13 protein-coding genes are annotated in these 14,860 nt (G+C 70.3%); 4 read left to right on the top strand and 9 right to left on the bottom strand.

Annotation, left to right across the window (positions count from 1 at the left end; genetic code table 11):
- Positions 1-14: 14 nt before the first annotated feature.
- Both WH85_RS16780 and WH85_RS16775 read left to right on the top strand, forming a co-directional pair.
- Positions 15-1,319, top strand: a complete 1,305-nt coding sequence (locus WH85_RS16780; RefSeq protein ID WP_045742813.1) for a VWA domain-containing protein — start codon at positions 15-17, stop codon at positions 1,317-1,319.
- A 1-nt stretch (position 1,320) separates the two neighbouring features.
- On the top strand, positions 1,321-2,112 hold the full coding sequence (locus WH85_RS16775; RefSeq protein ID WP_045742812.1) for a hypothetical protein: 792 nt from the start codon (positions 1,321-1,323) through the stop codon (positions 2,110-2,112).
- Positions 2,113-3,056: 944 nt separating this feature from the next.
- Here WH85_RS16775 and WH85_RS16770 read toward each other — a convergent pair.
- A complete protein-coding gene (locus tag WH85_RS16770) occupies positions 3,057-4,448 on the bottom strand; it encodes an Nramp family divalent metal transporter (protein ID WP_045742811.1) in 1,392 nt (463 codons plus the stop codon).
- A 16-nt stretch (positions 4,449-4,464) separates the two neighbouring features.
- Complete coding sequence (locus WH85_RS16765) at positions 4,465-5,277, bottom strand: shikimate dehydrogenase (protein WP_045742810.1); 813 nt, start codon at positions 5,275-5,277, stop codon at positions 4,465-4,467.
- A gap of 83 nt (positions 5,278-5,360) precedes the next feature.
- Between WH85_RS16765 and WH85_RS16760 the strand changes: the two genes are divergently transcribed.
- Complete coding sequence (locus tag WH85_RS16760) at positions 5,361-7,145, top strand: bifunctional sugar phosphate isomerase/epimerase/4-hydroxyphenylpyruvate dioxygenase family protein (RefSeq protein WP_211275378.1); 1,785 nt, start codon at positions 5,361-5,363, stop codon at positions 7,143-7,145.
- A 197-nt stretch (positions 7,146-7,342) separates the two neighbouring features.
- On the top strand, positions 7,343-8,014 hold the full coding sequence (locus WH85_RS16755; RefSeq protein ID WP_045742808.1) for a DUF4097 family beta strand repeat-containing protein: 672 nt from the start codon (positions 7,343-7,345) through the stop codon (positions 8,012-8,014).
- 20 nt (positions 8,015-8,034) lie between these two features.
- Here WH85_RS16755 and WH85_RS16750 read toward each other — a convergent pair whose 3' ends face one another.
- The 7 genes from WH85_RS16750 to WH85_RS16720 all read right to left on the bottom strand — a co-directional run bounded on the left by WH85_RS16750 (position 8,035) and on the right by WH85_RS16720 (position 14,620).
- A complete protein-coding gene (locus WH85_RS16750; RefSeq protein WP_045742807.1) occupies positions 8,035-9,126 on the bottom strand; it encodes a VWA domain-containing protein in 1,092 nt (363 codons plus the stop codon).
- Positions 9,126-10,088: a VWA domain-containing protein gene (locus WH85_RS16745; protein WP_045742806.1), complete on the bottom strand. Its 963-nt coding sequence runs from the start codon at positions 10,086-10,088 to the stop codon at positions 9,126-9,128. Before WH85_RS16745 ends, WH85_RS16750 begins: the two co-directional genes overlap by 1 nt.
- Positions 10,085-11,014 carry a DUF58 domain-containing protein gene (locus WH85_RS16740; RefSeq protein WP_045742805.1) on the bottom strand — a complete coding sequence of 310 codons (930 nt, stop codon included), beginning with the start codon at positions 11,012-11,014 and terminating at the stop codon, positions 10,085-10,087. Before WH85_RS16740 ends, WH85_RS16745 begins: the two co-directional genes overlap by 4 nt.
- A gap of 3 nt (positions 11,015-11,017) precedes the next feature.
- Positions 11,018-12,010, bottom strand: a complete 993-nt coding sequence (locus tag WH85_RS16735; protein WP_045742804.1) for an AAA family ATPase — start codon at positions 12,008-12,010, stop codon at positions 11,018-11,020.
- A gap of 30 nt (positions 12,011-12,040) precedes the next feature.
- Positions 12,041-12,844 (bottom strand): S1C family serine protease, encoded by an 804-nt coding sequence (locus tag WH85_RS16730; protein ID WP_245673963.1) that lies wholly within the window; start codon positions 12,842-12,844, stop codon positions 12,041-12,043.
- A 201-nt stretch (positions 12,845-13,045) separates the two neighbouring features.
- Positions 13,046-13,612, bottom strand: coding sequence for a hypothetical protein (locus tag WH85_RS16725; RefSeq protein WP_045742802.1), 567 nt, complete (start codon positions 13,610-13,612; stop codon positions 13,046-13,048).
- Complete coding sequence (locus WH85_RS16720; protein ID WP_157411048.1) at positions 13,613-14,620, bottom strand: LuxR C-terminal-related transcriptional regulator; 1,008 nt, start codon at positions 14,618-14,620, stop codon at positions 13,613-13,615.
- Positions 14,621-14,860 lie beyond the last annotated feature (240 nt).

The raw sequence follows: 14,860 nt of genomic DNA, 5'->3' as shown, positions 1-14,860 counted from the left end.
TATGATCTTGCCGCGTGATCCACAAGAAACTGTCCTTAGTGGCAGCAATAGGATTGATCGCCGCCTCCGCCTTCCTGGGCGCCACCCCCGCACTCGCCGACGAGACCACCACGGCCGAACCGCCCCGGGTCGAACTGGTCCTCGACGTCAGCGGCTCGATGAAGGCCGCCGACATCGACGGCGCCACCCGCATCTCGGTCGCCAAGCAGGCGTTCAACGACGTCGTCGACGCGCTGCCGGAGACCACGCAGCTCGGCATCCGGGTTCTCGGCGCCACCTACGGCGGCGACAACAAGAAGACCGGCTGCAAGGACACGCAGCAGATCGTCGAGGTCGGACCGGTCAACCGGGTCGCCGCCAAGAACGCCATCGCGTCGCTGAAGCCGACCGGGTTCACCCCGATCGGCCTGGCCCTGCGCGAAGCCGCCAAGGACCTCGGCGACACCGGATCGGTGCGGCGCATCGTCCTGATCACCGACGGCGAGGACACCTGCACCCCGCCGGACCCGTGCACGGTCGCCCGCGAACTGGCCGCGCAGGGCGCCGGCCTGGTGGTGGACACCCTCGGCCTCACCCCCGACGAGAAGACCCGCAAGCAGCTCGTCTGCATCTCCACCGCGACCGGCGGCACGTACGCCTCGGCGAAGAGCGAGGAGGAGCTGACCGACCGGATCAAGCAACTCGTCGACCGGGCCGCCACCCCGCCGCCGGTCACCCCGGCCGTCGTCACCGGCGCGAAAGACTGCGTCGAGGCGCCGCTGCTCTCCGCCGGCGTCTACACCGACCGGGAACTGATCAGCGAACACCGGTTCTACCGCGTCACCGTGGAACCCGGCCAGGAACTGCGCGCGTCGGTCAGCATCTCGCTGGACCGGCCACTGAACCGTGATTACGGCGTACTCCTGAAAGCAGCGACCGTGAACGGCCGTGAGCTGGTCCGCGGGGTCGACGCGGGCAGCGGGCGCGCCGACGTGCTCTCGGCCGGCCTGCGCTGGTCCGGCACCGAGGAGAAGGAGAACGCGGAGGCCGAGGAGAACAACTCCGCCTCCGAAGAGGAGACCACGACCGTGACGGCCGAGGAGACCACCGACGTCTGCCTGATCGTCAGCAACTCGTTCGCCTCACCGACCGCCGCCGGCGAGCCCGGCATGCCGCTCGAGCTGAGCATCGACGTCGTCGACGCCTCTCAGGCGCCGGACGCGCCCGGCCTGGGCCGCGGTTTCCTGCTGCTCTTCGTGCTCGCCATCGCCGGCCTCGTCGCCGGTGTGCTGGCCGGATGGCTGACCCGCTGGTGGGTCGCCACCTGGAGGGAGAACTGACATGCGGATCACTCAACTGGCCGGTGCCGTCGGCGTGCTCGCCGCGCTCGCCGTGGCCACCCCCGCCGCCGCGGCCCCGTCGCCGGCCCCGGGTGTCAGCAACGCGGGAACCTCGTTCCTGACCGCCGTGGCGATCAACGCCGACCAGCAGGTGCAGGTCGGCGCGGTCACCGGCGACTATCTGTACTGGTCGTTCGGCGCGGTCGCCGGACAGCGCCCCGACCTGGACATCACGGTCGCACTGCCGCCGTCCACCGACCGGACCGGCTCCCAGTCGTGGACCGTGGAGGTCTTCGACGGCCTGCGCCGCCGACAGGCCTGCGTGGCCGGCGAGCAGAACCCGGTCGCCGCCGAGAACGCCACATCGATCACGCTCGGCTGCCAGCTCCGGCAGGTCCGCTCCTGGGCCGAACCGTGGGACGGCGACCCGCTGCCCGGCACCTACTACGTGCGGCTGTCCAGCACCGAACTGCCCGAGGAGGACCTGGGCCTGCCGGTCGACGTGACCCTGGCGCTCGCCCTGCCGACCGGCGACACCGGCGCCGACCAGGGCGAACTGGCCGCGCCGCTGGTGCCGAACAACAAGCCCGGCAAGGTGCTCACCACCCCGGCGGCGGCCGCGTCCGCCGCCCCCGGCACCGAGGACGACGAGGACGGCCTCTTCTCCTCCTGGTCCTTCGACTGGATCCCGGACTTCTCGTCCCGCTGGGTGTGGACGGTCGCCGGTGGCGCTCTGGCCGCGGTCACCGGCCTGATCGGCTTCTCCTGGACCCGCCGGCGCCGCGTCGCCTGATCGTTTTCCGGAGAGGGGCCGATCCGCGCTCGCGGAACGGCCCCTCTCCGTCACAGCCCATGGTCCTGAGACATACCCCTGCGTAAGTTCGGGAACGACCGTGGGGGCCGGTCGGGGTAGCCGAAAACGACCGCCGCGACGGCCGGAACGGCCGAAGCGACCACAGGCGACGGCCGGGTACCCCCGAGCCGTCGCCCACGGTTGCTCTCGGCTCGCAAATGGACCGCAGCCGACGGCCGAGCCGACCGAGCCGTCAGCCACGGCCATTCGGGAGAGCAGAAACCAGCCACCAGCGACGGCTCGGGGGCACCCGGCCGTCGCCCACGGTTTTTTTCGGCTCATGGGCGGACCGTCGCCGACGGCCGGGGTGGCTGGAACGCCACCGAACCCATTCCGATCTCGACGACGGCCCTGGTGAGGCCGCGCGTTGCTGAACGGCGCCGACGCGCGGGGTGACCGGAGGCGGCGCCCGGCAGGCGTGATCGCAGCCGCGGCGAAGTCGATGGGCAGACTAATGATCAACTTAAGCCGAGTGGCAATGGACGACGGTCGGCGGCAGACAGCAGACAGCCGCACCATGCCACCCAGCCAAAGTCGACCTTGGACGCGGCCCCGCGCCGCGACAAACGGCTGAGCTGCGCCGACACGACCGCCACCACCGCCACCGGCCGACGAATCGCCACGGCGAAGGGAACCGCACAGCTACTGGTCACGGCATTGATCAACCTAAGCTGAGCGTCATCGGGTAAGTGCCGCCCCATACCGGGCAACGATCATGACGGGAGCCGGCTCGCACCACCCTTCGGTCATCGATAGACGACCGAAGGGGTGATCAGTGCCAGGCGGTTCTCCGATCACTGGGAGCGCGATGTCGCGGGTAGTGCCCGGGACGTGCTGGTGCGGTTGACTGAGGTGTAGCCCGTACCCCTGAGAAAACCGGTGATCTAGAGGCGCTGCAGTTGGGTGACCACCATGGCGACGGCGAAGAAGCCGTAGAAGGCGATGGCCGCCAGCAGGCCGATCAGGCGCCAGCCGCGGAGGCGGATGGCCGCCGGGAGATCGCGGATGTTCAGGCGGACCAGCAGGATCGAATAGAGCAGGGTGACCACCGACGCGGCGCAGGTGGAGATGATCAGCAGGCCGAGCGGCTGGGTGAAACCGGCAAGCAGGATCGCCGAGCCGAGGACGATCTCGGCCCAGACGACGGCCAGGTAGAGGCGCGGTTCGGTCCAGCGGGACGAGTTCTGCAGGTAGGCGCGGTGCAGGAAGTCGGCGGCGACGCGGCCGATGATGTCGAGCAGGCCCATCGCGGCGGCCCAGAGGGAGACCGCGGCGACCGCGAGGAAGAGCAGTTTCAGCCACTCGCCGACCTCGGCGGCCATGATGTCGCCCTGGATGCGCAGGAACGACGGGTCGCTCTTGAGGTCGTCGCGGCCGAACAGCGTCTCGTAGGCGAGCAGGCTCATCACGCCGATCGTCACGAAGCAGACCGCGACGAAGGTGACCAGGTGTTCGGCGTTCGCCCGTTTCCACCAGATGGTCCAGCGGCTCAGCGACGCCTCGTCGGTGGGGAACGTGTAGCGGCCGGCTCCGGCCGCCTCCTCCTGCCCGGTGATCGGTGAGATCAGCCGCGGCACGTGCGCCCCCATGCCGTAGCGCTTGTCCCGGATCCAGTTGCTCAGGACCAGATTGTGTACGCCGCCCGCCCCGGCCGCACCGATCGCACTGAGCAGCATGGTGAACGTGATGCCGTCGGGGATCTGCCCGAACTCGGTGATCGTCGCCTTCGCGCCGGCGCCCCAGGTGCTCAGCGAGATCACGAAGATCACCACGACCACCAGGAAGAACAGTGTCAGCACGACCTTGACCGTCTCGACCCGCTCGACGGTCTTGTAGATGACCTTGGAAAAGGTCAGCAGGACGCCGATCGCGGCCAGTACCCCGACCGTGATCCAGACCGGATCGCCGCCGCCGACCAGATAGGTGAAGACGGTGGAGCCGCTGGTCGCCCAGCCCGGCCAGACGTACTGGAACGCGCCGGCCAGGCAGATGATCACGCCCCAGCCCTTCCACCAGCGGGAGAATCCGGCGACCACGGTCTGCCCGGTGGCCAGCGTGTACCGCTCGATCTCCATGTTGATGACGAATTGCACGGCCAGGGTGGTGAAGGCCAGCCAGAGCAGGCCGAGACCGCCGAGCGCGGTCAGGTACGGCCACAGGATGATCTCGCCGGCCGCCATGCCGATGCCGACGGCGACGATGCCGGGACCGACCATCCGGCGCAGGGAGAGGGGTTCGGGGAGTTCTCGGGTGGTGGTGTCTTCGTCCGCGATCATGTCGGCTCCAGGGCGGTCAAACGAGTAGTTCGTCCAGGTGGCGCAGCATCCGCGCGATGTCGGGGATGCGCCCGGTGAACCACTGGAAGGCGGCGGCCGCCTGGTAGGCGCACATCGCCGTGCCGCCGACCGCCCGCGCACCGACGGCACGGGCGGCACGCAGCAGCTCCGTCTCGACCGGCATGTAGACGATGTCGACGACCCACAGGCCACGGTGGAGCAGCTCTGCGGGCAGCGGGATCCCCGGGTGGGCGTTCATGCCGACCGGACTGGCGTTGACCAGGCCGTCGGCGCCCGCGATCAGGTACGGCAGCCGTTCCGGCGCGGCCGTCATGATGCGGGTGTCGTCGAGGTGCGCGGCGAGCGACTCCCGCCGCCGGGCGTCCGGGTCGACCACGGTCAGCCGGTCGACGCCCATGCTGAGCTGTGCGTACGCGCAGGCCGCCCCGGCTCCCCCGGCCCCCAGTTGTACGACGTGCCCGTTGGCCGCGTCGGGCAGGTTGGCGCGGAACGATGCGGTGAAGCCGTACGCGTCGGTGTTGTGGCCGTGGCGCCGTCCGTCGCGGAAGACCACGGTGTTGACGGCGCCGATGGCCCGCGCCTCGGGCGACAGGTGATCGAGCAGCTTGATCACCTGCTGCTTGAACGGGTGGGTGATGTTGAGGCCGGCGTATCCGGCCCGCTCGGCGTCGTCGAGTGCGGCATCGGGGGTGTCCACGTCGTGCAGCGTGTAGCTGAGGTCGAGTCCCTGGTGGCGGCCCTCGGCCTCGTGCAGTGCCGGGGACAGTGAGGCGCCGATCCCGGTCCCGATCAAGCCACACCGCGTCACTGGATCTCCTTGATGCCGATCAATGTACGAACTGGTACGTTAGTTATCGACTGTGACGGGCGACACTGTCAAGAGGAGAATCTGTGCGGCGTTCGATCGCGACGGTCTGCATGTCCGGGACACTCGACGACAAACTGGCGGCGGCTGCGGCGGCCGGCTTCGACGGCATCGAACTCTTCGAGAACGACCTGGTGGTGTCACCGCTGTCACCGGCCGCGGTCCGGGCCCGCTGCGCCGACCTGGGCCTGTCGATCGATCTCTACCAGCCGTTCCGCGACTTCGAGGCGGTCCCGGCCGAGCAGCTGCGGGCCAACCTGGAACGGGCCGCCCGCAAGTTCGACGTGATGGCCGAACTGGGCGTGGACACCGTCCTGGTCTGCTCGTCGGTCTCGCCCGCCGCCGTCGACGACGACGCCCTGGCCGCTGCGCAACTCGGTGAGCTCGCCGACGCCGCGGCCGCCCGCGGCATCCGGATCGCGTACGAGGCGCTGGCCTGGGGCCGGCACGTGTCCACCTGGGACCACTCGTGGCGGATCGTCCAGCGCGCCGGCCACCCCGCCCTGGGACTGTGCCTGGACTCGTTCCACGTGCTGTCCCGGTCGGTCCCACCGGACGGCATCGCCGCGATCACCCCCGGCAAGATCTTCTTCGTGCAGCTGGCCGACGCGCCGGAGCTGCGGATGGACGTGCTGCAGTGGAGCCGCCACCACCGGCTCTTCCCCGGCCAGGGCGACTTCGACCTGCCCGGCTTCGTGGCGCTGACCCGGGCGGCGGGCTACGACGGCCCGCTGTCGCTGGAGGTCTTCAACGACGTGTTCCGGCAGTCCGATCCGTCGCGGACGGCAGTCGACGCGATGCGGTCCCTGATCGCCCTCGAACCGGCCGGGCTACCCACCGCGCCGACGCTGGGCCGGCACGCGTTCACCGAGTTCACCGTCGACGGGCAGTCCGGGCCGGAGTTGCGGACGGCGCTGCGCGGGCTGGGCTTCGCGCACACCGGTCAGCACCGGACCAAACCGGTGGAGCTGTGGGAGCAGAACGCCTGCCGGATCGTGCTGAACAGCGCGGTGATCCGCCCGCAGGCGGCCCTGCTCAGCGCCTTCGCGGTGACGTCGGACGACCCCGCGCGTTCACTGGCCCGGGCGTCGGCGCTCCGGGCACCGGCACATCCGAATGTGCGGGAGCCCGGGGAGGCGGCACTCTCGGCGATCACCGCGCCGGACGGGACCAGCGTGTTCGTGACCCGAGACGACGACGACTGGCGGTCGGACTTCCTGGCCACCGGCGCGGTCCCGCAGGTCACGGCGGGACTCACCGGCACCGACCATCTCGGGCTGACGCAGCCGTTCGACCACTTCGACGAGGCGGGACTGTTCTACCGGTCGGTGCTCGGGCTGACCGCGCTGGCCACCGAGGAGTTCGCGGCGCCCTACGGGCTGATGCGGTCCCGGGCGGTGGCTTCCGGCGATCGGGGCGTACGCCTGGCCCTGACCGTCTCGGTGCTGCGCCGCGGCGAGTGGGCGCCGGCCGTGGCGGACCCGCAGCACGTCGCCTTCGGCACCGCCGACATCTTCGCCACGGCGGCGGCGCTGACCGTGCCCACCCTGCCGGTGCCGGACAACTACTACGCGGACCTGATCGCCCGCCTGGGCCTGCCGGAGGAGTTCGCGGCCCGCCTGAGCCGGTACGGCATCCTCTACGACCGGGATGCCGCCGGTGGCGAGTTGCTGCACCTGTACACGCCGGTCCTGGGCGGCCGGGTCTTCTTCGAGCTGGTCGAGCGGCGCGGCGGGTACGACCGGTTCGGCGAGCCGAACGCCCCGGTCCGGATGGCCGCCCACCGGCACCGCCGCCTCACCCACCGATGAGTCGGCCGCCGGTGCGTTCACTTCTCATTCATTGCAACGAACGAGTCGCATTCGTTGCGTTGAATTCCATGCCATTGCAATGATTTCACGTCTCTGAGCTGCTCAAACTGCATCACTTTGCGACTTCGACGTTTCCCGATTCCTGAAAGCTACGTAGCGTTTCAGTCATCGGAAACAACCGCTCGAAGGAGAGAACGATGCAGAGGTTCGACACCCCCGCCCCCGTCGCCGCGCAGCTCGACATCCCGGCCGGCCGCATCCAGCTGATCGCCGCGGACCGCACCGACACCCGGGTCGAGATCCGGCCCGCGAACGCCGACGACCGCCGCGACGTGCAGGCCGCCGAACGCGTCACCGTCGACTACCGGGACGGCGTCCTGCGGATCATCGCCGCGAAGCAGGCCAACCGGCTGCTCGGCTCGTCCGGATCGGTCGACCTGACGGTCCAGCTGCCGGCCGGCTCACGCATCGACGGCAGGACGGCCAGCGCCGAGGTGCGCGGCGCCGGACGCCTCGGCGACGTCGAGTTCGAGGGCGCCCAAGGCTCGATCACGTTCGACGAGACCGCGAACGCCCACCTGAGCCTGCAGTCCGGCGACGTCACCGTCGGCCGGCTCGGCGGCTCCGGCCGGATCAGCACCCAGCAGGGCGACCTGCGCGTCACCGAGGCGGTCGGCGGCGCCGTCACCCTGAGCACCCAGCACGGCGACATCACCGTCGGCGCCGCCCGCGGCACCGCCGCCGCGCTGGAGGCGGACACCAGCCGGGGCCGCATCGTCAACGCGCTGCGCAACCCGGAGGCGGCCACCACCGAGCTGGCCATCCGGGCCACCACGGCCCACGGCGACATCACCGCCCGCAGCCTCTGAACGGCCCTGCCAGAGCCGTGTCAACTCGGGATCGCCCGGCGGGGAACCGCCGGGCCACGGTTCCACCAGAGCGAGAGCCCGACACCGCTGAACGCCAGCAACGCGCCCACCAGCACGAACCAGAACGTCACCTCGACGTCCTGCTTCACCAGCCCGAACTCGCTCGGCAGATCGCCGAGCACATCGGTCAGCTGCTCGGCGTCCTCGGCCTTGAAGTACCGTCCCCCGGTCATGTCGGCGACCTCGGTCAGCGCCTCCTCGTCGATCTCCCGGTTGCCGCCACCCCGGTTGCCGCCACCGCCGAACCCGCCGCCGCCGAAGCCGCGGCCGCCGCTGAGCGAGTCGCCGCTCACCTGGTCGGCCGTGCAGACCATCTGGCCGGGCGTGGTGGTGCCGAACCCGATCGTGTAGACCCGCAGACGCCGGGCCGCGGCCTGCTCGGCAGCGGTGATCGGGTCGACGCCGGTGGTGTTCGAGCCGTCGGTGAGGACGACGATGGTGTCCGCCTCGTAGTCGGTGACAGCGCCGGGCACCGGGTCACCCAGGTCGACACCGGTGGCCGCCACATCCGGGTTGGACTCCGCGATCGCGTCGATGGAGGTGAGGATCGCCTGGCCGATGGCCGTGCCCCGGGCCGTCTTCAGCCCCTCGATCGCCTCGAGCAGCGGCGCCTTGTCGGTCGTCGGCGGCACCAGCAGGCCGGCGATGCCGGAGAAGGCCACCAGCCCGATCTTGGTCTCGCCCTCCTGGGACTCGACGAACTCGCGGGCCGCGTCGACCGCCACCGCCAGCCGGTTCGGGGCGATGTCGGTGTTGCACATCGAACCGGAGACGTCGATGGCCAGCAGGATCGTGGTGTCGTTCGACGGCACCGCGATCGACGCCTGCGGACGGGTGACCGCGGCGGCCAGCGACAGCAGACCGGCCAGGAAGAGGTAGACCGGGATACGCCGCCGCCACGCGGTCCGGCCCGGCAGCGCGGCCCGGATCAGCGCGACACTGGAGACGGTGACCGCGGTGCGCTTGCGTTTGCGGTTCAGCCACCAGCGGGCCGCGAGCAGCAGCGGCACGACCAGCAGCGCGAGCAGTGCCCACGGCCAGCTCAGCGACATCACACGATCCTTCCGTGCCAGCGGGTGCCGAGCAGGCCCCCGATGGTGAGGAGCAGCAGGGCGGCCGCGGCGAACGGCGCGGTCAGCTCGAGCGGCTCCTTCTCGGTGGTCAGGCGCAGGTCGATCGACGTGGTGGTGTCGGTCAGCGTGGCCGCGTCACCGGCCGCCAGATAGCTGCCACCGGTCACCTGGGCGACCGAGGTCAACAGCGTCTCGTCCAGAGCGGTGCCGAGCTGGAAACCGTCGACCTCGACGGTGGCTCCCTGCGTGGTGCCGACGCCGACGGTCTGGATCCGCACACCGGCCGACGCGGCGAGTTCCGCGGCGGCCTGCGCGTCCGGCCCACCGGTGTCCTGGCCGTCCGAGAAGATCACCATGGTGGCCGACGGCCAGTAACCCAGATCGGCCGGTGCGGCGCCGTCCTCCGGCAGGCTGACCGGTTTGCCGGTGATGGTGCCGAGACCGACCAGGATCGCCTGCCCCAGCGAGGTGCCACCCCCGGCCGCGGCCCGGTTGATCGCGGCCGCGGCGACGTCGTGGTCGGCGGTCGGCGCCTGGGTGAGCAACGCCTGATCGCCGAAGACCAGCACACCGACGTCCACGGTGTCCGGCTGCTCCTGGACGAACGTGGTGGCTGCGGCCTGCGCCGCACCGAGCCGGCTCGGTGTGACGTCGGTGGCGGCCATGCTGTTGGAGATGTCGAAGGCCAGCAGCACCGTCCCGGACACCCGCGGCACGGCGACCTCGGCCTGCGGGCGGGCCAGACCGACGAGCAGCACCGGCAGCGCGGCGAGCAGCAGGGCGTAGGGCAGATGCCTGCGGACGCCGCCGCCGGCCAGGGTGCCGAACCCGGCCGCGACCAGGGCGGCACGGCGGCGCCGCTGCAGCGCGACGTACCCGTAGACCGCCGCCCCGGTGAGCAGGGCGGCGAGGGCGAGCACCGACGGATGGAGGAAGGTCACCGGCGTCTCCGTCCGGAACGGCGGACCATGTCGACGAGCGCGGCGAGCATGTCCTGATCAGTGGTGATCCGGTGCTCGTCCACCCCGGCCCGGCGCATCCCCTCGGCCAGGCCGGCCTCGCGGGCGTCGACCTCGGCCGCGAGCCGCCCCCGCAGCAGGGGATCACTGGTGTCGACGAGCAGCTGCTCCCCGGTCTCGGCGTCCTCCACGAGGATCAGGCCCAGGTCGGGAAGTTCCAGTTCGGACGGATCGACCACGCGGATCACCACCACCTCGTGGCGATGGGTCAGCATGGCGAGCGACCTGTCCCAGCCCGGGTCGGCGATGAAGTCGCTCATCACGAAGACCAGGCTCCTCCGCTTCGCGGTCGTCGCCGCGGCCAGGCGGAACATGGCGGCCAGGTCGGTGGTCGCGCTGTCCTTCACGACCTTCTCCGGGGTACGCGTGAGCTCGCGCGCGATCCGCAGGATCTGATCACGGCCGCCCCGTGGCGGGACGACCTGATGGGAGTGGTTGTCGAAGAGGATCGCGCCGACCCGGTTCCCGCCCTGGGCGACGAGCCGCGCGAGGCTGATCGCCAGTTCGGCGGCGACCGACTCCTTGCCGGTGGCGGCGGTGCTCACGTCAGGCGTACCCGATGAGGGGTTCTGTCTTCCGAAACGCATCGACGCTGACCTGTCGACGACAAGCCAGGCCGTCATCTCCCGGTCCTCGGTGTACTGGCGAACGAACGGCTCGTCGAGACGGGCCGTCACGTTCCAGTCGATATGCCGGACGTCGTCCTCAGGTGTGTACGCCCGCAGGTCGGTGAAGTCGAGACCGGCGCCGTGCCACACCGTGCGGTAGGCGCCCTGCAGACGCCCGTCGAGACGGCGCCCGAGTCTCCACTCCAGGCGCCGCAGCAGCCGGTCGGGGGCGGTCGTCATCGGTCAGCGGCCCCGGCCGGCCGGGTCGGGGAACGCCAGGTTCGCCAGAATCTTCGAGATGATCAGATCGGCGGTGACCTCGTCCGACAACGCCTCGTAGGACAGCACCATGCGATGCCGCAGCACGTCCATGGCCAGCTCACTGAGATCCTCGGGCACGACGTACTCACGGCCGCGGATGAAGGCGAGCGCCCGTGCGGCGAGCACCAGACTGATCGACGACCGGGGACTCGCACCGAACGTCACGTAGCGGGCCAGATCGGTCAGGCCGATCCGGGCCGGGTCGCGGGTGGCGTGCGCCAGCTGCACCGCGAACTCGATCAGCGACGGGTCGACATAGACCTGATCGGCCTGCTGCTGCAACTGCACCAGCGTCTCCGGGTCGATGATCTTCTGGATCACCGGGTTCGGCGCGAGAGCCCGCTCGACCACCACGAACTCCTCGGTGGCCGTCGGGTAGCCGACCACCACCTTCATCATGAACCGGTCGACCTGCGCCTCCGGCAGCGGATAGACGCCCTCGTTCTCGATCGGGTTCTGGGTGGCCATCACCAGGAACGGGTTCGGCAGCCTGTGCGTCTCCCGGCCGATGGTGACCTGACGCTCCTGCATCGTCTCGAGCAGCGCGGACTGCACCTTCGCCGGCGCCCGGTTGATCTCGTCGGCGAGCAGCAGGTTGGTGAAGACCGGCCCGAGCTGAACCTGGAACTCACCGCTCTGCTGGTTGTAGACCCGGGTGCCGACGATGTCCGCGGGCACCAGGTCCGGGGTGAACTGGACCCGGTGGAAGTCACCGCCGATCGCCTCGGCGAGCGACTTCACCGCCAGGGTCTTGGCCAGGCCGGGCACGCCCTCGACCAGGATGTGGCCGCGGGCGAGCAGCGCGACGATCAGCCGCTCGAGCAGGACGTCCTGGCCGACGATGGTCTTCTTGACCTCGTACAGCACCTTCTCGATCGGGCCGGCGGAGGCGGGCGGGGCGTCGGTCCAGCTCATGTATCCGTCCTTGTCTTCTTACGGCTTCTGTCACAGCGGTGGGGCCTGCCCGTCGCCCTCTCCGCCACCACCGAGTGCGGCGCCGATCGGCACGGCGAACCCGATGCCGATGAAAGTGCCGGCGTCGGTCGGATTGGCGAGCGCGATGACGATGCCGACCACCTGCCCACGGGTGTTGATCAGCGGTCCGCCGGAGTTGCCGGGGTTGACCGCCGCGTCGAACTGGATGAGCCCCTCGATCTTTCCGGCGGTCCGGTCCATGCCGGAGACGACGCCGTCGGTGGTGCTCCAGGTCAGCCCGAGCGGGTTGCCGATCGCCACCACCTCCTCGCCGACCTGCACGCCGCCGCCGAGCACCGCGGGCACCAGCGTCTCGGGGAGCTTGCCGGGAACGAGCGTGGCGATGTCCTGGGCCGGATCCTCGGTCACGATCTCAGCGGGCGCGGACGTCCCGTCCGCATAGGTCACCCGGATCGTCTCGGCGCCGTCGACCACGTGCAGGGCGGTCAGCACCGTGCCGTCCGCGTTGGCGATGACACCGGTGCCGGTGCCGGCCTCGGCCCGGCTCTGCGAATCGTGCCCGGTGGTCTGGATCAGCACGACCGACGGCGCCAGCGCCTGATAGACCTCCGGCACGGTCAGAGGCGCCTCCGACGCGGAGGGAGACGCAGCGGGGGCGGTGGCGGCCGGGGTCGTCTCATCACCCCCGTCGCGTACGACGACGAGCACGGTGATCGCCACGGCCCAGGCGACGACAGCGCCCACCAGGACCCTGCGGCGCAGCTCGGGAGTGTTCCACGCGGTGTTGAACCGGGGCTTGCGCTCCTCCGTCACGGGCTCCGGCGGCTCGGACCCATCCGGACGGAGCACCGTCATCACGGCACGACCGCCACACTCTGCATCCATCGACCCTAGAAGCGATTCCTAAGAATTCCCCGTGAGTCTTCTGACGGTTTCCGGAACGCAAGATCCCGCATCAGGGACCAAACGCCCTTTTCTTCGGTACGCGATCACACTCCGGAACATCCACATCGCTCAGAAGCAGGTTCCGCAGAAGCCCTCGACATCCTCCGGGTTCGGCGGATCGTTCGACAGGTCGGCCGGATTGTGGTCCGGGTCGTAGCCCTCGCCGACATACTCCTTGGCGACCCGCACGTCGTCGACGTCGATCGGCTCGATGTATCCGATCCGAGGGCCGGTGAGCGCGCAGGCGACCCGCGTCCGGTCACCGGCGATCAAGCAGATCGGGACGACGCCGTCCTTCGGCACGTAGATCGCCGCGCCGAAACCCATCTGCTCCCCGGCGTCCGTGGTGGTGAACCGCCGGGCGTTGTAACTGGGCGACTCGCCGTACGAACGGCTCGGCCAGTACCACGCGATGCGGAAGCCGCCGTTCGCCACCGTCGGGCCGCACTGCGTGGCGGTACCCGTGACCACACCCCATTTTCCGAGGTAGTCGACGTCCACCAACTCGAATCGGCCGTCCGCGCAGGGCGCACCGGTCCACGAGGTGTCCGCCGCCGCGGACGCGGCCACGGGTGCGGCCAGGACACTCGCGATCAGAGCGGTGACCACGGTCAGGGCTCGACGGGCCAGGGACATTCAGCTCTCCTCGGTTCGTTTCGTCCCGACCGGCGGCAACGGCACGGCCCGGGCGGCACCCAACAGCAGCGCCAACTGGAAACGGTTGTCCACACCGAGCCGGTCCATCAACGCGCGCAGCGTGTAGACGACGGTCCGGCGGCTGATGCCGAGATGTTCGGCCACAGCATCCTCGGTGGCTCCGGCAGCGAGGAGACCCACGACGGCCTCCTCCCGGGCTGACAATTCGATGTCCGGCACCTCTCGGCGTCCGGGATCCTCGGCGGTGCGCCAGATCCGGTGGAACAGTTCGGTCAAATGGGCGACCGCGTCCGGATCGACGATCTCCAGGGCGCCCGCCTCGAAATCGGTGGGATCCGCCGGGATCAGCGCCGTACACCGGTCGAACAGCATCAACTTCAGCGGCAGCCGGGACGTCTCCCGGTACTCCCCGCCAGGCGGCGGACCCGGCCGGACACTGCCGTCACGTGGGCGCAACCCCAGCACCCGCAGGCGGATCCCCCGGCCGATCAGGTCCTCGTCCAGCGGCGCGGCGGCGGCCGTGGCCTCCGCCGTGAACACGTCCTCGGTGTTGATCGCCAGGTGTTCGTGCCGTTCCGCAGCGGTCAGCTCGGCGATGCGCTGCCGGGCGGCGAACCGGTTACGGAACCGGTGAACACCGCCCGGCAGCACGCGATCCAGATGCAACCCGGAAACCGTGGCGATGTGCCGCCGGACCAGTTCGGTGACCACGACCGGGTCACGGCGCTGCCGCAACCTGGCCATCACCTGGTCCGGGGCGGCGGCCTGCCACAGCCTCCGGCTCCCCCGTTTCACCTGTACCGCCGCCCCACAGGCCGCCAGCTCCTCCAATGCCTGAACGATCCGGAAGACCGGAACCCCGAGATGACGCGCCAACCCGTTGCTGCCCTGCACGCCGGCCAGAAGGAGCGCTCGATACGTCAGATCGGCATGCGCAGAGAGACCCCATCGCCCCAACGACGGGATCGCGGTCTGCTCCGCCTGCATCGATCTCCTTCCGGCTCGACGACATGATTAGGACACGCCCCGCCACGTCACGGCTACCCCCACCCCACCCGGGTTGCGCACTTGCGCAACCGCCGCCGCCCCGCCCACCGCTCGAACCACCCCGGAGAACCAATCGAGGGCCTGGGCCTGGGCCGGAGCCAGAGCCGGAACCGGAGCCGGAACCGGAACCGGAGCCGGAGCCGGAGCCAGGGTCGCAGCCGAGGCCAGGGCCGAGGTCGG

Source organism: Actinoplanes rectilineatus (assembly GCF_000962825.1).
In the GTDB taxonomy this organism is placed as follows: domain Bacteria; phylum Actinomycetota; class Actinomycetes; order Mycobacteriales; family Micromonosporaceae; genus Actinoplanes; species Actinoplanes rectilineatus.
The sequence above is the reverse complement of the archived record's forward strand: the minus strand, read 5'-3'. Positions and strand labels throughout refer to the sequence as shown.